The 17,077-nt window shown below is 69.8% G+C and carries 14 protein-coding genes; 6 read left to right on the top strand and 8 right to left on the bottom strand.

The window, feature by feature from the left end:
- Positions 1–92 precede the first annotated feature (92 nt).
- Positions 93–263, bottom strand: a complete 171-nt coding sequence (locus ACFWV8_RS32975) for a hypothetical protein (protein ID WP_329392584.1) — start codon at positions 261–263, stop codon at positions 93–95.
- A gap of 335 nt (positions 264–598) precedes the next feature.
- Positions 599–2,080: an SDR family NAD(P)-dependent oxidoreductase gene (locus ACFWV8_RS32980; RefSeq protein WP_384212776.1), complete on the bottom strand. Its 1,482-nt coding sequence runs from the start codon at positions 2,078–2,080 to the stop codon at positions 599–601.
- Positions 2,081–2,322: 242 nt separating this feature from the next.
- Here ACFWV8_RS32980 and ACFWV8_RS32985 point away from each other — a divergent pair, with 242 nt between their 5' ends.
- The gene (locus tag ACFWV8_RS32985; RefSeq protein ID WP_384212779.1) at positions 2,323–2,847 is read left to right on the top strand and encodes an SPW repeat protein; all 525 of its coding nucleotides are present in this window, start codon (positions 2,323–2,325) and stop codon (positions 2,845–2,847) included.
- Between the two features lie 83 nt (positions 2,848–2,930).
- On the opposite strand, the gene ACFWV8_RS32990 is transcribed toward ACFWV8_RS32985, so the two are convergent.
- The 3 genes from ACFWV8_RS32990 to ACFWV8_RS33000 form a co-directional block, all read right to left on the bottom strand.
- Positions 2,931–3,665 (bottom strand): GNAT family N-acetyltransferase, encoded by a 735-nt coding sequence (locus tag ACFWV8_RS32990; protein ID WP_384212865.1) that lies wholly within the window; start codon positions 3,663–3,665, stop codon positions 2,931–2,933.
- Between the two features lie 32 nt (positions 3,666–3,697).
- Positions 3,698–4,618, bottom strand: a complete 921-nt coding sequence (locus ACFWV8_RS32995; RefSeq protein ID WP_384212781.1) for an NADP-dependent oxidoreductase — start codon at positions 4,616–4,618, stop codon at positions 3,698–3,700.
- A gap of 215 nt (positions 4,619–4,833) precedes the next feature.
- On the bottom strand, positions 4,834–7,353 hold the full coding sequence (locus ACFWV8_RS33000) for a PA14 domain-containing protein (protein WP_384212867.1): 2,520 nt from the start codon (positions 7,351–7,353) through the stop codon (positions 4,834–4,836).
- A 280-nt stretch (positions 7,354–7,633) separates the two neighbouring features.
- On the opposite strand from ACFWV8_RS33000, the gene ACFWV8_RS33005 reads away from it, so the two are divergent.
- The 5 genes from ACFWV8_RS33005 (at position 7,634) to ACFWV8_RS33025 (ending at position 13,614) form a co-directional block, all read left to right on the top strand.
- Complete coding sequence (locus tag ACFWV8_RS33005) at positions 7,634–8,668, top strand: LacI family DNA-binding transcriptional regulator (protein ID WP_384212784.1); 1,035 nt, start codon at positions 7,634–7,636, stop codon at positions 8,666–8,668.
- A gap of 229 nt (positions 8,669–8,897) precedes the next feature.
- Positions 8,898–9,986, top strand: coding sequence for an ABC transporter substrate-binding protein (locus ACFWV8_RS33010; RefSeq protein ID WP_384212787.1), 1,089 nt, complete (start codon positions 8,898–8,900; stop codon positions 9,984–9,986).
- A 1-nt stretch (position 9,987) separates the two neighbouring features.
- Entirely contained in the window at positions 9,988–11,613 is a 1,626-nt protein-coding gene (locus ACFWV8_RS33015) for a sugar ABC transporter ATP-binding protein (RefSeq protein ID WP_384212791.1), read from the top strand.
- Complete coding sequence (locus tag ACFWV8_RS33020; RefSeq protein ID WP_329378303.1) at positions 11,606–12,568, top strand: ABC transporter permease; 963 nt, start codon at positions 11,606–11,608, stop codon at positions 12,566–12,568. Before ACFWV8_RS33015 ends, ACFWV8_RS33020 begins: the two co-directional genes overlap by 8 nt.
- Positions 12,565–13,614 (top strand): ABC transporter permease, encoded by a 1,050-nt coding sequence (locus ACFWV8_RS33025; RefSeq protein WP_384212793.1) that lies wholly within the window; start codon positions 12,565–12,567, stop codon positions 13,612–13,614. The genes ACFWV8_RS33020 and ACFWV8_RS33025 overlap by 4 nt, the downstream gene beginning before the upstream one ends.
- A 135-nt stretch (positions 13,615–13,749) precedes the next feature.
- On the opposite strand, the gene glgC is transcribed toward ACFWV8_RS33025, so the two are convergent.
- The 3 genes from glgC to ACFWV8_RS33040 are packed head-to-tail and all read right to left on the bottom strand — an operon-like array spanning position 13,750 to position 17,000.
- A complete protein-coding gene (gene glgC / locus ACFWV8_RS33030) occupies positions 13,750–14,967 on the bottom strand; it encodes a glucose-1-phosphate adenylyltransferase (protein WP_329378307.1) in 1,218 nt (405 codons plus the stop codon).
- A gap of 52 nt (positions 14,968–15,019) precedes the next feature.
- Positions 15,020–16,201 carry a glycogen synthase gene (glgA, locus tag ACFWV8_RS33035; protein ID WP_384212870.1) on the bottom strand — a complete coding sequence of 394 codons (1,182 nt, stop codon included), beginning with the start codon at positions 16,199–16,201 and terminating at the stop codon, positions 15,020–15,022.
- A gap of 40 nt (positions 16,202–16,241) precedes the next feature.
- Positions 16,242–17,000, bottom strand: coding sequence for a (2Fe-2S)-binding protein (locus ACFWV8_RS33040; RefSeq protein WP_384212797.1), 759 nt, complete (start codon positions 16,998–17,000; stop codon positions 16,242–16,244).
- Positions 17,001–17,077: the final 77 nt, after the last annotated feature.

Raw genomic sequence — 17,077 nt, forward strand, 5'->3', positions numbered from 1 at the left:
CGGCCGGTCCGGCGCTTTCAGGGGAAATCCCGCTACTTCAAGGTGAAAGAGCCAGGTCGTGTCCAGGCGATCTTCGCCGGGTCGGACAGGATCTAGTCGATGCCCTGAAGGATGTGCGGCTCCGCGAGGTCGTCCTCGTAGCCCGCCAGCCTGATCGGTGCGGACCTGGCCCACACCTCGATGTTCCGGAGCTTCTCGGGTCCGCTCGGTTCACCGCCTCGGTCGGACGGGCTGTTCTCGGGCTGAGCCATGTCAGGTGTCACCGCGCACTCCTCTGTGTCGCGTAACCCCGGGCGCGCCGGCTCCGGACTCATACCGGGCGCCGGCCGCCCGACGGGGGCGGGGGCCAGGGCCTGTCCTCAAACTGAAGAAAGGCCCTAGGGCAGTTCGGTCGCGGTGGCGCCGGTTTTCGGGCGGGGCGGTGGCCTGGTTGCAGGCCTGGCCCGGGACGGCCGGGGAACCTTCGTGGGTCCCGGGGTGGCGTCCGTGCGCCTTACATTAACCAAATGAGCGCGTGCTCGCTCGATGGGGCCGGTGAGGTGAGTCACTTCCGGACAGTGTCAGGATGACACGCCCGCCCTCTATCCGCAGTCGGGGCCTACCAGTTGGCCGGCGCGTAGTCCTTGAGGAAACAGCCGTACAAGTCCTCGCCGCCCTGGCCGCGCACGATCGGGTCGTAGACGCGGGCGGCGCCGTCGATCAGGTCGAGCGGGGCGTGGAAGCCCTCGTCGGCGAGCCGCATCTTGTCCGGGTGCGGGCGCTCGTCGGTGATCCAGCCGGTGTCGACGGCGGTCATCAGGATGCCGTCGGACTGGAACATCTCCTGGGCGCTGGTCCGGGTCAGCATGTTGAGCGCGGCCTTCGCCATGTTCGTGTGCGGGTGGCCCGCGCCCTTGTAGCCGCGGCTGAAGACACCCTCCATGGCGGAGACGTTCACGACGTACGTACGCCCCGCCGCCGCTGCCGCCATCGCCGGGCGCAGTCGGCTGATCAGGATGAACGGCGCGGTGGAGTTGCACAGTTGGACTTCGAGGAGTTCCACGGGATCGACGTCGGAGACCGTCTGGATCCAGCTGTTGGTGTCGTGCAGATCGGGCACGAGCCCGCCCGCGTCGATCGCGGTGCCGGCCTCGATCCGGGCGAGCGTGGCCGAGCCGCCGACCAGGGCCAGACCGGTGACGTCCGACGCGCTCAGCGCCTCACCGCGGGCAGCGGGCAGGACGGCCTGGGCGCCGCTGCCGAAAGCGCCGATGACATGCGAGGAGGGGAGTTCCCCCGCGGGCAGCGGCGCGGATTCGGCGGCCAGCAGTTCGCTGTAGGCGCCCGGGGAGCGGCGTACGGTCTGGGCGGCGTTGTTGATGAGGATGTCGAGCGGGCCCTCGGCGGCGACGGAGTCGGCGAGCGCGACGACCTGGGCGGGGTCCCGCAGATCTATCCCGACGATGTTGAGGCGGTGGAGCCAGTCGGCGCTGTCCTCCATCGCCTTGAAGCGGCGGATCGCGTCGTTCGGGAAGCGGGTGGTGATGGTGGTGTGCGCGCCGTCGCGCAGCAGCCGCAGCGCGATGTACATGCCGATCTTGGCGCGGCCTCCGGTGAGCAGGGCACGCTTGCCGGTGAGATCCGTACGGGCGTCCCGGCGGGCCCGGTTCTCGGCGGCGCACACCTGGCAGAGCTGGTGGTAGAAGGCGTCGACCTCGACGTAGCGGGTCTTGCAGATGTAGCAGGAGCGCGGGCGCTGGAGGATTCCGGCGATCTCACCGGCGGCCGAGGACGACGGCAGCAGGCCCTGTGTCTCGTCGTCGATGCGCTCGGCGGATCCGGTGGCCGTCGCCTCGGTGACCGCCTTGTCGTTGGCGGTCTTCGCCGCCCGACGCTCCTGGCGGCGGCGCTGTTTGACGGTCCGGTAAATCCCGGCGGTGGCACGGCGGACAGCCACGGCGTCGGGGTGGTCGACGTCGAGATCGTCCAACTCGTCGAGCACGGCCAGGCAGACGGCCATGCGCTCGGGGTCGATTCCGGGGCCGTACATGGCGTCAGGCCCGCTCTCGCCGAGCGTGGTCCCGTCATCTGTCAACGTCATCGCCGGTGCCGTTCCCTCATCACTCGTCACTCACCCGTACGGGGCACTCGCCCGTCCGGGGCCGTCGAGCCCTGCACGGATACGGCCGTCCGGCCGAGCGGCCTCGAACAGTTTGCCATGAGGTGCAGGGCCTTCAGTTCGCCCTCAACTACACATAATGGTGAATAAGGGGCAGAATGGTCTTGTACCGCTCGATCCGGTGCAGCACGGTCGCACCTCTCAGACCGAAGGAGTCGAGACTCATGGCCGATGTTTCGCACACCAGGGGAGCCAGTAGCGCTCACCCAGGTGCTTCAGACACCAGGGGAGACATAGGTGCTCACCCTGACGTACCAGAAATGCGGGCCAGGTACGCCCGTGTGCTCGGTGGGCGTGATGTGGCGCTGCTGGACGGGCCGATATTTCTCGCCGGTCTGTTCATCGCCCTCTCACCGTTCATCCTTCACTTCACGACCAGCCAGCCGGGTCTCGTGGTCCACAACGTGATCATGGGTATCGCCATCGCCGGCCTGGCACTCGTTTTCTCCGCCACACCGACCCGGACGTACGGCTTCAGCTGGGCTCTCGTCTTCTTGGGCGCCTGGATGGTCGCGGCACCATGGGTCGTCGGCTCCAGCCCGGACCGCGGTGTGTTCCTCAGCAACGTCATCCCAGGTGCGCTGACCGCCGTGCTTGGCCTGATCTGCGCGGGCGCGGCGCTGATGGCGGCTCGCAAGCGTACTCGGGTGGAACGGACGAGCCGGATGAATAAGCCGGTTCAGACGTAAGCAGGTCACTCCACCCGGTGGGGCGGGCAGACGGCCGTTCAGAGCCGTCCGCCCGCCCCACCGACGTCTGCGTACGCGTTCCCTCAGCCGCCGGCCCCCGCCGGGACGCGCGAGGGCTCAGGGACGCGGATCCCGATGAACGGCATCCGGCGGCGCAGGCGGAAGCCCAGTGCCTCGTAGAGCCGGATCGCGCCCTCGTTGTCCGCCGCCGCCTGGAGGAACGGGGTCTCGCCGCGCGCCTTGATCCCGGCGGCCACCGCCAGGACGAGCCGGGCGCCCAGCCCCTGGCCGCGATACTCCGGCGCCGTACAGACCGCGCTGATCTCCCGCCAGCCCGGCGGTCGCATCCGCTCCCCCGCCATCGCCACCAGCTCCCCCTCGCGGCGGATGCCGAGGTAGGTGCCGAGTTCGATGGTGCGCGGCCGGAAGGGCCCCGGCCTGGTGCGCTCCACCAGGTCCAGCATCTCCGGTACGTCGGCGGCGCCGAGCACCACCGCCTCGTCGTCGGGGACCGCGTCCACCGACTCGTCGACGAGCTGCACACCGTCCACCTGGAAGGTGACCTCCCAGCCGGCCGGGAGCTTCACTTCGGTGCCGGCGAGCACGGCCGTGCCGTCATCTCCGAGGAGATGGGCGGCGTCCGCCCAGTCGCCCGCGTCCGGGTCGTCGGGCAGGGCGAGCCACGGCGACACCTCCGCGCGGTAGGCGAGCACCCGGCCGCGCCGCTCGGCGAAGTGGGCGTGGGGGCCGGTCAGCCCGGCGCGTACGGGATTGTCGAGCGGGTGATACGCGGGTTGGGCGGGTGGGGGGTGCGCGATGCGGCCGGGCACGGGAACCGATACGGACTCGCTCACGCGCCGACCTCGATCACGATCTTGCCCAGCGCGTGCCCGTCCTCGACGGCGCGCAGCGCCTCCCCCGCCTCGGCCAGCGGGAAGGTCCGTGTCACATACGGGCGCAGTGTGCCCGCCACCACCAGCGCGGCCACCTCTTCGAGGACGGCGGCCGTGCGGAGCCGTACGACCGCGGCGCCGCCCAGGGTCACCACGCGCGGTTTGTCGCCGGCGCTGATCAGTTTCGTACGGTCGGCGACGAGCCCGGCCGCGGCCTCCAGGTCCGCGCCGCCGACCATGTCGAAGACCGCGTCGACGCCGTCGGGCGCGGCGGCCCGTACCCGCTCCTGAAGTCCGGGGCCCGGCAGGACATGAACCGCGCCGAGTGATTCCACGAAGTCCTTCTTGCCCGCGCTCGCCGAGCCGACCACCCGGAGGCCCGCCCCGGTCGCGATCTGGGTCGCGGCCACGCCCACACCGCCTCCGGCGCCGATGATCAGCAGGGTCGCGCCGGCCGGCAGGTCCAGCTGCTGGATGCCGTCGTACGCGGTCGCCGCAGCGACCGGCAGGGCCGCCGCGTCCGTGAACGACACCATGGCCGGCTTGTGCGCGGTGATCGCGGCGGGCAGCAGGGTGTACTCGGCGTATCCGCCGGTGAGGGTGGAGCCGAAGACGGCGTCGCCGACGGCGAATCCCCGCACACCCTCGCCGACCCGCTCGACCACTCCGGACGCCTCGCTGCCGAAGACGGTGGGCAGCGGCTTGGGCGTCGAGCCCGGCCGGTTGTAGCCGGTGCGCAGCTTCCAGTCGACGGGGTTGACGCCGGCCGCCCGGACGGCGACGAGGAGTTCACCGTGGCCGGGAACGGGCTTCGGCAGGTCGGCGAAGGCTTCGCCATCGGGGCCGCCGAACCGGGTGTAGACGTACGCCTTGGGCATGTGATCCCTCGCTCTGACTGCTGACGTCGGTGGTCGTCCTCGGTGATCGTCCTCCGTGGTGGCCCTGGGACGGTGGCCCCGGGACGACAGCAGTTTCAAGTCCGAGCTCCGACCTGCTTATTCCTCGCCCGACGCGCTGTGTGTGCCGCCCCGTTCACCGGAACGCGCGAGGGCGCCGTACGGGTCGCAACCCGCACGGCGCCCTGCGATCCGGCTCAGGAGTTCGCGCACTCCATCGACGCCGGGTCTGATGCTTCACGGATCAAGGTCTCGTGTGCCGCCTTGAGCCGCTTGACGTCGGGCTTCATGACCTTGCGGTCGTAGGTGAGCAGCCCGTTGAGTTCACCCTCCACATCGGTGATCTGGGTGTAGACGGCTCCGTTGCTCCCCCGGCAGGCGAGGTCGCGTACGTTGCCGAGCTGCCCCAGATACTCGTCCGTGTACTTCTCCTGGTCGACGCCCACATACGTGTGCTGGACCGGCCAGGCGTGGCCCGGTACGGCGAGCCCGAGGCCGCCGTACTCGCCGCTCACCAGCGCCCGTTTCCCGTCCGGTGCGGGCAGCAGAGGAGTCGGATAGCCGTGCGCGTCGGCGATGTCGCCGTTCTTGCCGTCGACGGCCCCGCAGCAGTTGATGCCGCTCATGTTGTTGACGAGCCGGGTCGGGTCCCAGCCCTTGGCCTGGTCGGCGATCCGCGCCTGGTCGTACTGGCCCCAGCCTTCGTTGAACGGGACCCACATGATCACCGAGGGGCTGCTCGCGTGCTGGTCGATCATCTCCTTCATCTCGTGCTCGAACTGGGCCGCCGCCGGGGCGGCCGGGGACTTCGGCATCGACGGCATGTCCTGCCAGACGAGCAGCCCCAGCTTGTCCGCCCAGTAGAACCACCGGTCCGGCTCCACCTTGATGTGCTTGCGCACGGAGTTGTAGCCGAGTTCCTTGTGCTTCTTGAGGTCGAACGCGAGCGCCTCGTCGGTCGGCGCGGTGTGCAGCCCGTCCGGCCAGAAGCCCTGGTCGAGAGTGGCCATCAGGAAGACCGGCTTGCCGTTGAGTACGGTGCGCTGCGCGCCGTCGACCGTCTCGACCGCGATGGAACGCATACCGAAGTAGCTGCCCAGCCGGTCGCCCGACCTCTCGTCACCGATCCGTACATCCAGCTTGTAGAGGTGCGGATCCTCCGGCGACCACAGGTGCGGGTCGCGCACCGGCACACTGAGCGGCGCTCCCGTACGGCCCCTGACCGTGGCCACCTTGCGCTTGCCGTCGTACGCGGTCGCCGTGACCGGCACCCCGTCCCGTACGCCGCGCACCTCGACCGCCAGCTTCTCCGCGGCGACGTCCGGCGTGAGCTTGAGCGAGTCGGCGTGGTCGGCGGCGACCGGCTCCATCCAGACGGTCTGCCAGATGCCCGACGAGGAGGTGTAGAAGATGCCGCTCGGGTCGAGGCGCTGCTTGCCCATGGGCGGGTTCTCGCCGCCCGCCGCGTCGGTGGGGTCGTACACGCCGACGATCAGTTCCTGCGTACGGCCGGGCTTGAGGGCGTCGGTGACGTCGACGCTGAACCGGTCGTAGCCGCCCTTGTGTTCAGTGACCTTCTTGCCGTTGACGTAGACGGTGGACTGCCAGTCGACGGCGTCGAAGTTCAGCTTCAGGCGCTTGCCGTCGCGGTGGCCGCCCTTCCCGCCGTCGCTGATGTCCCAGCTCTTCGGCACGGTGAAGGTACGGCGGTACCACATCCGGTCCTCGTGCCGTTCGAGACCGGAGAGCTCCGACTCGACGGGATACGGGACGAGGATCTTCTCGGCCAGTTTCTTGCCCACCGGCGGGCTCTCGCCCTGCTCGGCGGCGGCGAACTGCCACTGTCCGTTGAGGTTGCGCCAGGCGTCGCGCGTCATCTGCGGACGCGGGTACTCGGGCAGCGCGTTGTCGGGGCCGACGTCCTTGGCCCACGGGGTGGAGAGCTGGTACTCGGACTTGTTGGGTCCGCTGCTCCAGAACTCACCGACGGGGTCCGCGTCCTGCGAGGCGAGACCGCCCTCGCCGTCGTAACGGATGTCGGCCGAGCCGCCCTTGCCGACCACGGGTTCCTTGAGGCCGACGAGCAGGCTCCGGGCGTCGGCGGGGTCCTTCTTCACCGAGCCGAGAGGCCACTCGGCGCCGCCGATGACCGCGTCGAGATGGCCGGCGATATCGGCCGGGACGGGGGCGAGGGGCTGCGCGAACTCCATCCGCAGGGTGCGGCCGTCGGCCAGGACGGTGGTGGCGATGGCGCCGTCGTACGCGTAGCCGTCGGGGAGACGGAAGGCGGAGGTGGGCACCGGCTCTTTCACGCCACCGGGTTCGGTCCAGCGCAGATGGAGGTTCGAGCCGCCGACGTTCTCGAAGAACTCGACCTTGATGTCGTACTCCTGACCTCCGGTGAGGTCGACCGGGTCGGCGGTCTGCTCCTTGTCCCAGTCGTCGACCCAGTGGTCGATGACGATCTCGCCGTCGACCCAGAGCCGGAACCCGTTGTCGCCGATCATCGAGAAGGTGTGGGGACCGCTCTGTTCAGGGACGATCTTCCCGGTCCAGCGGACGGTGGCGTGATCGGAGCTGCCCGTGGCCGTGGAGAGCCGGGATTCGAGGGAGTTGAAGTCGATCTGCGGGTCGAATCCGGTGGCCTTCAGCTCGTGGAAGTCGAAGGCTCCGGGTGCGGATGAGGAGTAGTACTCGCCCTTGAGTCCATGGGGCACGACCGGGTCGTCCGCGGCCGATGCGGTCGGGATCGCCGTGAGTCCGGCGACGCCCAGGACCGCGGCGAGCAGAAGGGCCAGATTTCTTCGGATGTGCACAAATCCTCCTGGCGGCTCGTTGCGCAACTCTGTACAACGTTGGAAGGAACGGCAGTCCGCATGACAACATGCCGTTCCACTTGCTGTCCAGGGCCATGACAAAGCGCAGTCCCGCAACGTATATAACGTTGTACAGATTGGGCAGGGGCGACCTTCGGGCCGACCTCGGAGGGGAAATACGGTGACCGTCAGCCTCAAGGACGTCGCGGAGCGCGCGGGCGTTTCCATCAAGACCGTTTCGAACGTGGTGAACAATTACCGACATGTCACCCCGGCGATGCGGGCCCGGGTCCAGCTGGCCATCGACGAGCTCGGCTACCGGCCGAATCTCACGGCCCGCCATCTGCGCAAGGGACGCACGGGGATCATCGCGCTGGCCGTGCCCGAGCTGGGCAACCCGTACTTCGCCGAGCTGGCCGGCTCGGTCATCGACGTGGCGGCGGAGCACGAGTACACGGTGCTGCTCGACCACACGGGTGGCCGCCGTGAGCAGGAGGTGCTGGTCAGCCAGGGCTTCCGGGCGCGGGTGATCGACGGGCTGATCCTGAGCCCGATCGAGCTGGAGACCGAGGATCTGCTCGGCCGTGACCAGGACGCGCCGCTCGTGCTGCTCGGGGAGCGGGAGTACGACCTGCCGTACGACCACATCGCGATCGACAACGTGGCCGCGGCCCGGACGGCCGTACGGCATCTGCTCGATCTCGGCCGGTCGACGATCGCGTTCCTGGGTGCCAGGACCGACCGGGTCAACGAGCCGTCACATCTGCGGCTGCGCGGCTGGCGTGCCGAGCTGAAGGCGGCGGGGCTGCCGGCGCCGGACTCCCTGATCGCCCCGACCGGCGGCTGGGACCACGCCAACGGCGCCGACGCGATGAATCAGTTGCTCGACTCGGGCGTGACGCCCGACGCGGTCTTCGCGTACAACGACCTGATCGCCATCGGGGCGATGCGGGTGCTCTCCGAGCGGGGGCTGCGGGTCCCCGAGGACGTCGCGGTCGTCGGCTTCGACGACATCACGGAGGGCCGCTACGGGGTTGTGACCCTCACCACGATCTCGCCGGACAAACAGACCATCGCCCGGCTCGCCGTGCGCTCCGTCGTCAACCGGCTGCTGGGCACCGGAGACCCCGTGGGCAACGGCTCCCGTGAACTCCGCGCCGATTTCCGGCTGGTGGAGCGGGAGAGCACGCTCGGCCGCCGCCGGAACGGTCACTGAGCGCACCACCGGCCCCCGCGCGCACAGCCGTTATCGCGCGAAGGCTTTACAGCCTCCGTACAACGATGTAAAAACCAGTTCCGAACGACTCCCGCACATCCGCTCCAGCAGTCCACCGGGCCGGCGGTCGATCCGACCGACGGCCCGGCAGTCCAGTTCGCCAGTTCTGTACGAGCCGACCTCCCGCGAGCTTCCCGGTCGCCGGGGCCGCGCCGAGATGGGGATCTCCATGAAGCTTTCCGCCGTCCGCCGTACCACCACCACTACCGTCCTCGCCGCGAGTCTCGTCGGCGCGCTCGCGCTCAGCGGCTGCGCCAAGTCCGAGGACGACGCGTCAGACAAGAGCTCGTCGGCCGGCGAGAAGGACAGCGGCCAGGTCGTCGCCACGCCCGGCGCTGACGACAAGACCTGTGACATCACGCAGTTCGGCGGCGAGAAGACCGACCTCAAGACCGCCACGGTCGGCTTCTCGCAGTCCGAGAAGGAGGCCAACCCCTTCCGGATCGCCGAGACCGCGTCCATCAAGGCCGAGGCGAAGGAGCGCGGGATCAAACTCCTGTCCGCCAACGCCCAGACGCAGTTCTCCAAGCAGATCAGCGATGTCCAGGACCTGATAGCCAAGGGCGCCGACCTGCTGGTGATCGCGCCCCTCAACTCCGACGGCTGGGGCCCGGTGCTGCGCAGCGCCGCGGCGAAGAAGATCCCGATCGTCACCATCGACCGCAAGATCAACGCCACCGCCTGCAAGGACTATGTGAGCTTCATCGGCTCGGACTTCATCGAGCAGGGCAAGCGCGCGGCCGACCAGATGATCGAGGCGACCGGCGGCAAGGGCGAGGTCGCGATCCTCCTCGGCGCCGCGGGCAACAACGTCACCACCGAGCGCACCAAGGGCTTCAAGGACCAGGTCGCGGCCAAGGCCCCTGATCTGAAGGTGGTGTTCGAGCAGACCGGTGAGTTCGCCCGTGAGAAGGGCCAGCAGGTCACCGAGCAGCTCATCCAGTCGAACCCGGGCATCAAGGGGATCTACGCCGAGAACGACGAGATGGGCCTGGGCGCCGTCAACGCCCTGAAGGGCGCGGGCAAGAAGGCCGGCGATGTCAAGATAGTGACGGTCGACGGCACCCGTAACGCCGTCCAGGGCATCGTCGACGGCTGGATCTCCGGGGTCGTGGAGTCCAACCCGCGCTTCGGGCCGCTCGCCTTCCAGACCCTCGACGCCTTCACCAAGGGCGAGAAGGTCGCGCAGGACATCGTCATCCAGGACGGCGCCTACACCCCGGAGAACGCCGAGGCCGATCTGGGCAAGGCTTTCTGACGTGCTGTCGGTCACCGGTCTGACCAAGACGTTCCCGGGCGCACGCGCGCTCGACGGCGTGGACTTCGCCGCCCTGCCGGGCGAGGTCCACGCGCTCATCGGCGAGAACGGCGCCGGGAAGTCCACCCTCATCAAGGTGCTCACCGGTGTGTACCAGCCCGACGAGGGCGAGATCGTCCACGACGGGCGCCCCGTGCGCTTCCAGACCCCGCTGGAGGCGCAGCACGCCGGGATCTCCACGATCTACCAGGAGGTCAACCTCGTCCCGCTGATGAGCGTGGCGCGCAATCTGTTCCTGGGGCGGGAGCCCCGGAACAGGCTCGGGCTCATCGACTTCCGCCGGATGCACGGCGAGGCCGACGAGGCGCTGCGCTCGCTGGGACTGCGGGTCGACGTCAAGCGTCCGCTGCGGACGCTGGGCGTCGGGGCGCAGCAGATGGTGGCGCTCGCCAGGGCGGTCTCCGTCGACGCGCGGGTGGTCATCATGGACGAGCCGACGTCGTCGCTCGAACCACGCGAGGTGCGCACGCTGTTCGGTGTGATCCGGATGCTCAAGGAGCGCGACATCGCGGTGGTGTACGTGAGCCACCGGCTGGACGAGCTGTACGAGGTCTGCGACAAGGTCACGGTGCTGCGCGACGGCAAGCTCGTGCACACCGGGCCGATCGCGGACCTCGACCGGCTGCGGCTGGTGTCGCTGATGCTCGGCCGTGAGATGGCCGAGGTGCGCGGCGAGGGGGTCACCAAGTTCACCGGCGACCACCACGCGGGCCGTGAACCGGTGCTCGGCGCAACGGATCTGACGGTACGTCACACGCTGCACCAGGTCTCGGTCGAGGTACGGCCCGGTGAGGTCGTGGGCCTCGGCGGGCTGCTCGGTTCGGGGCGCAGCGAGACGGCCAAGGCCATCGCGGGCGCGCTGCCGCCGGATTCGGGGAAGGTGGTGGTGGCGGGCTCCCCCGTACGTACGGGCTCCACGCCCGCCGCCATCCGGGCAGGCATCAGCCTGCTGCCCGAGGACCGCAAGGCCGAGGGCATCGTCCCCGGCCTGTCGGTGCGGGAGAACATCGCGCTGGCCGCGCTCCCCGGGCTCTCCCGGTTCGGTCTGGTGGACGATGCCAAGGTCGACAAGATCGTGGACACCTTCATGCAGCGGCTGCGGATCAAGGCGTCCGGGCCGCACCAGAAGGTCGGCGAACTGTCCGGCGGCAATCAGCAGAAGGTGCTGCTCGCCCGCTGGCTGGCGATGCAGCCGAAGGTGCTGCTGCTCGACGAGCCGACCCGTGGCATCGATGTCGGAGCCAAGGCCGAGGTGCAGGGCCTGATCGACGAACTCGCCGACGAGGGGCTCGGGGTGCTGCTGATCTCCTCCGACATGGAGGAGCTGATCGAGGGGTCGGACCGGGTGGTGGTCCTCAAGGACGGCGCCGTGGTCGCGGAGTTGACCGGCGACGACGTCACGGAGGACCGGTTGCTGCACGCGATCGCGGCGGCCCCGGAGTCGGACGCGGAGCTGAAGACGGTCGCGCCGGACGCCGCGGCGATCGTGGGTGCGGAGTCGCCGCCCCCGTCCGCGGCCCCGCCGGTCGACAAGACCTCCTCAGGAGGGGAGACGGACCATGACTGAACTCGCCCTGAAGGGAACCCCCGTCGACCGCGCGCGGCTGTTGCGCCTGCTCCAGGACTACGGCGTGTACGCGGGCGTCGCCGTCCTGCTGCTGGTCAACATCGCGCTCACCCCGCACTTCCTGTCCACGGAGAACTTCCGGACCCAGGCCGTCCAGGTGGCGCCTGTGCTGATCGTCGCGCTGGGCATGGCGCTCGCGATCGGCAGCGAGGGCGTCGACCTGTCGGTCGGCTCGGTGATGGCCCTGTCGACATCGCTGCTGTCGCTGTATCTCGGCTACGGGCCCTGGGTGGCGCTGATCGTCGCGATGATCGGCGGCGCTGTCATCGGCCTCGCGAACGGGTCCCTGATCGCGTTCATCGGTGTCCAACCGATCGTCGCCACACTCGCGTTGATGGTCGCGGGGCGCGGCATCGCCCTCGTGCTGCTGCCCCAGCTCAAGGACGTACGCGACCCGGGCATGTCGTCGCTGGGCTCGGGCGACGTGTTCGGGATTCCGTATCTCGTACTGATCGCCGCCGCCCTGGCGCTCCTCGTCGGATTCATCGTGAAGCGCACGACCTTCGGCCGGCAGCTCCTCGCGATCGGCGACAGCAGGCCCGCCGCACAGCTCGCCGGGCTCCCGGTGCGCCGTGTGCTGATCCTCGTCTATGTCATCGCCGGCGTGCTCGCAGCGATCGCGGGCGTGCTCGCCACCGCGCGGCTCCAGGCCAGCGACCCGACGTCGCTCGGCACGCTGATGGAACTGTCGGCGATCACCGCGGTCGTCGTCGGCGGCACTCCGCTCAGCGGCGGCCGGATCCGGATCGGCGGGACGGTGGCCGGTGCCGTACTCATCCAGCTGCTGACGGCGACGCTCATCAAGCACGATCTGCCGCCCTCCTGGACGCAGATCGCCCAGGCGGTCGTGATCGTGCTCGCGGTCTACGCGGCACGCGAACGGGGAAAGCGATGACCCACACCCATACGGAGCGTCCGGCCCGCGCCACGGGCGACGGCCCCTCCCCCGGCAAGGACACCCCCGACGAGGCACCACTCGGCGCGAGCCGGGCCGAGCATCTGAGCGCGCTCGCCCAGCAGCACGGCGCGCTCGTCACCCTGCTGCTCGTCGCCATCGGCGCGTCGATCGGCTTCGACACCTTCCTGACCGGCGACAACCTGGAGAACATGGCGGTCTCGTCGGCGTTCCTGGCGATCGTCGCCCTCGGGATGACCTTCGTGATCATCACCGGCGGTATCGACCTGTCCGTCGGCTCGCTCTTCGCGCTCGGCGGTGTGCTCGGCGCGTGGGGTTCGCAGTACGGCACGCTCGTCGCGCTGCTGCTGCCACTGGCCGTCTGCGGTCTGATCGGCCTCGTCAACGGACTGCTGATCGCGAAGGCGCGGCTCGCGCCGTTCATCGTCACACTCGCCGCGATGCTCGCCGCCCGCGGCATCCTGCTGGCCATCACCGACGAGGGCTCCAACACCTATCTGGTGGACGAGAAATCCTTCTTCGCGAGCCTCGGCCAGGAGAAGCTGCTGGGCGTCGGGGTGCCGGTGTGGATCACGGTGGCGCTCTTCGTCGCGGGCGCGGTGATGCTGCGGCGCAGCCGGTTCGGCCAGTACGTGTACGCGGTCGGCGGCAACGAGGACGCGGCGGCCCTGATGGGCGCGCCCGTGGCCCGTACGAAGATCGCCGTCTACACGCTCTCCGGGCTGTGTGCCGGACTGGCCGGGGCGCTGAACGCGGCGTGGCTGGTCTCGGGCGTCACGATCCTCGGCACCGGCATGGAGCTGGAGGCGATCGCGGCCGTCGTCATCGGCGGCACCCTGCTGACGGGCGGCTTCGGCTTCATCAGCGGCTCGCTCGTGGGCGTTCTGCTGCTGAAGGTCATCCAGAACGTCATCAACCAGATCGGGTCGCTCGACTCGGCGTACCAACAGGTCGTCAGCGGCGCCTTCCTGGCGGTCGTGGTGATCGCCCAGACCTGGCTGGGCAGGCGGCGCCGGATGATGTGACGGGCGCGCGTTCCGTTCCCGGGCGCCGGAGGGGGTGAGGGCTCTCCGGCGCCCGGGGACGTGTCCGGGACCGGGTCCCGACCGGTCCTCCGGGACCGGTCCGGTTCGATCCCGGTCCGGTCCCGAAGACATGCTCTAGACGACCCGCTGGCCCTTCCCGAGTGCTATGACCCCGTTCTTCGAGACGGTGTAGAGCTCCTCGTCCCGTCCCGGATTGACGCCGATCGTCGCTCCGGGCGGGACGTCCACGTTCTTGTCGAGGATCGAGCCGCGGACGACCGCGCCGCGCCCCACCCGTACGTTGTCGTGGAGGACCGAGCCCTGCACCACGGCGCCCTCCTCGATCACCACGCCGGGCGAGAGCACGGAGCGGGTCACCTGGCCGCGTATGACGCAGCCCGGGGCGACGATCGACTCGCTCGCGATGCCGCCCGCCACGAACCGCGCGGGCGGGAGCTGGCCGGCGTGGGTGTAGATGGGCCAGCGTCTGTTGTCGAGGTTGAACTCCGGCTGGTGCGAGATCAGATCCATGTGCGCGTCGTAGTACGAGTCGAGCGTGCCCACGTCGCGCCAGTAGCCGTGCTCGCGCGCCGTCTCGCCCGGCACATGGTTGTCGTCGAAGTCGTAGACCTGCGCCATGCCCTGCTCGGTGAGCATCGGCAGGATCGAGCCGCCCATGTCATGGACCGACGACTCGTCCTCGGCGTCCCTGTGCAGCGCGTCGACGAGGATCTTGGTGGTGAACAGATAGTTGCCCATCGAGGCGAAGACATGCTCGGGGTCGCCCGGCAGCCCCGGCACGTCGGACGGCTTCTCCTGGAACCGGTCGACACGCGTGCCGTCCGGCCCTGGCGTGATGATCCCGAACGACGACGCCTCGGCGCGCGGCACCCTGATGCCGGCGACGGTGACTCCGGCGCCGCTCTCGATGTGCCGGCGCAGCATCTGCCGCGGGTCCATGCGGTAGACGTGGTCGGCGCCGAACACCGCGATGTAGTCCGGCTGTTCGTCGTGGACGAGATTGAGGGACTGGAGGATCGCGTCCGCGCTGCCGAGATACCAGCGCGGTCCGAGCCGCTGCTGGGCGGGCACCGGCGTGACGTAGTTGCCGAGGAGACTGGACATCCGCCAGGTGGTGCTCACATGGCGGTCGAGCGAGTGCGACTTGTACTGCGTCAGCACGCAGTTGCGCAGGATGTCGCCGTTGACGAGATTGGACAGGACGAAGTCGACCAGGCGGTACGTACCGCCGAAGGTCACCGCCGGTTTGGCGCGGTCGGCGGTCAGCGGCATCAGCCGTTTGCCTTCCCCGCCCGCCAGCACGATCCCGAGCACCGAAGGTCCACCACGCATCGCCGCTCCTTATGTTCGCGACCTCACCGGTCGTCCGGATCCGTCTACCCGGCTATTTCGCCTTGAGCAGCTCTTCGTACACCTCGTACGTACGGCGGGCGACCCGGTCCCAGCCGAATTCACGCACCGCGCGGTCCCGCCCCGCGGCGCCCATCGCCGTCGCCGACTCCGGGTCGTCCAGGACCCGGTTGAGCGTCTCGGTGAGGGCCGACTCGAAGTCCTCCGGGTGCCGCTCGTCGTACGGCACCAGCAGGCCCGTGCTCCCGTCGTCGACGACCTCCGGGATGCCGCCGACCGCAGAGGCGACGACCGCCGTACCGCAGGCCATCGCCTCCAGATTCACGATGCCCAGCGGCTCGTACACCGACGGGCAGGCGAACACGGCCGCGTGGCCGAGCAGTTGGACCACCTCGGGGCGCGGCAGCATCTCGGGGATCCAGAACACCCCGTCGCGGCTGCCGCTCAGCTCGTCCACCAGTTCGCGGAACTCCGCCCCGATCTCCGGTGTGTCGGGCGCGCCGGCGCAGAGCACCAACTGCGCCTCGGGGTCCAGCGCGCGGGCCGCGCGGAGCAGGTGCGGGACGCCCTTCTGCCGGGTGATGCGGCCGACGAACAGCACAAAGGGGCGGTCGAGGTCGATACCGATCCGCTCCAGCACGTCGGTACGGGGGTCCGGGCGGTAGAGGCGGGTGTCGATGCCGTTGTGGATCACCCGCACCCGGTCCGGGTCGAGCGAGGGGTAGCAGTCGAGGATGTCGGTGCGCATGCCGTGCGAGACGGCGACGACGGCGTCCGCCGCCTCGATGGCGGTGCGCTCGGCCCAGCCGGACAGCTCGTAACCCCCGCCGAGCTGCTCGGCCTTCCAGGGCCGCAGTGGCTCCAGCGAGTGGGCGGTCATCACATGAGGGATCCCGTAGAGCAGCTTGGAGACATGGCCGGCGAGCGCGGCGTACCAGGTGTGCGAGTGCACCAGATCGCTGCCTTCCACGGCGGCGGCCATCGCGAGATCGACGGAGAACGTGCGCAGCGCGTCATTCGCGCCTTCGAGTCCGGCTGCGGCCCGGTGCCGTACGACGCCCTGGGCCCGCTCCTCGGCGCCGGTGCCGTCCTCGCCCCAGCAGTGCACACGCAGCTCGGTCAGTTCGCGCAGCTCGCGGGCCAGGAACTCCACGTGGACGCCCGCGCCTCCGTACACATCCGGCGGGTACTCCCTGGTCAGCAGCCCGACCCTCACGCCATACCCCCGTCGCCCGACGATCTCAGCCATGTCATGGTCACCCGGAAACCTCTCGTGGGGAAGAGCGCTGCGGCGGCCGGTCGAAGACACAGTCCCCGCAGAGGCCGCCGGACGGGCAACGGTAGTAGAGGCAGCAGCTGTGGCGGCGGAAGGAGCCGTGGCGCGATACACCGGTGGTTCGGAGGTCGGGGTGGGCGAAGAGCGCCGCGCCGATGGCGGCGGCCCGCTCGCCCGCCTCGGGCCGTCCAACCCGGCCGCTCCAGACGCGGAGTTCACGGACGGCCCCCGCCAGGGCGGAGCCGGCGTTGCCCCACAGCAGACGTGGCGAGATACGGCCGTCGGCCCGCAGGGCCGTCGTCAGCGGAACGAGATGGCCGTACTGGACCACCTCGCGGACCGCCTCGGCGAGGGCGGTGACTGTGCCCCCGTCCGTGGGGAAGGCGCGTGGCTCGGGCAGCCGGAAGTCGTCGGGCGAGGGACGGAGCGGGGCCCAGTGCAGCCGCGCCGGGTCCAGGTGAGGGACCTCGCCGTGCAGCGCGGCCGAGCCCAGTGCGACCGACCAGAGCCGGGCGGCGAGCCCCAGTTGCGTGACGGACGCGGCGACCCGGCGCTCGGGCGCGCCGAGCTTCCGGGCGACCGTGTCGACGCGCGCCGACAGTGGCGCGATGTCGCCCCCGTAGATCTGTGCGAACGGAATGTACGCGCCGCCTCGGGCGAGCCCTTCCGTGGGTCCTTCGGCCGCCTCCGTCCGCAGGGCGAAGAAGCCGCCCACCGACCCGACCTCCGCGAGATCCATCTGCCGCCCCCTCTCTCTGATCACCAAAGCTATCTTCGACCATCACTGTCCGTAACGTCCGGCGGTCGCGGTGAGTG

It is taken from the genome of Streptomyces sp. NPDC058665 (assembly GCF_042714995.1).
In the GTDB taxonomy this organism is placed as follows: Bacteria; Actinomycetota; Actinomycetes; order Streptomycetales; family Streptomycetaceae; genus Streptomyces.

Bases quoted from the DNA above. Each gene is read 5' to 3' on its own strand.
- ACFWV8_RS33020 (WP_329378303.1), top strand. From the start codon at position 11,606: ATGACTGAACTCGCCCTGAAGGGAACCCCCGTCGACCGCGCGCGGCTG.
- ACFWV8_RS32985 (WP_384212779.1), top strand. From the start codon at position 2,323: ATGGCCGATGTTTCGCACACCAGGGGAGCCAGTAGCGCTCACCCAGGT.
- glgC (WP_329378307.1), bottom strand. From the start codon at position 14,967: ATGCGTGGTGGACCTTCGGTGCTCGGGATCGTGCTGGCGGGCGGGGAA.
- ACFWV8_RS33025 (WP_384212793.1), top strand. From the start codon at position 12,565: ATGACCCACACCCATACGGAGCGTCCGGCCCGCGCCACGGGCGACGGC.
- ACFWV8_RS32995 (WP_384212781.1), bottom strand. From the start codon at position 4,618: ATGCCCAAGGCGTACGTCTACACCCGGTTCGGCGGCCCCGATGGCGAA.
- ACFWV8_RS33040 (WP_384212797.1), bottom strand. From the start codon at position 17,000: ATGGATCTCGCGGAGGTCGGGTCGGTGGGCGGCTTCTTCGCCCTGCGG.
- ACFWV8_RS33010 (WP_384212787.1), top strand. From the start codon at position 8,898: ATGAAGCTTTCCGCCGTCCGCCGTACCACCACCACTACCGTCCTCGCC.
- ACFWV8_RS32980 (WP_384212776.1), bottom strand. From the start codon at position 2,080: ATGACGTTGACAGATGACGGGACCACGCTCGGCGAGAGCGGGCCTGAC.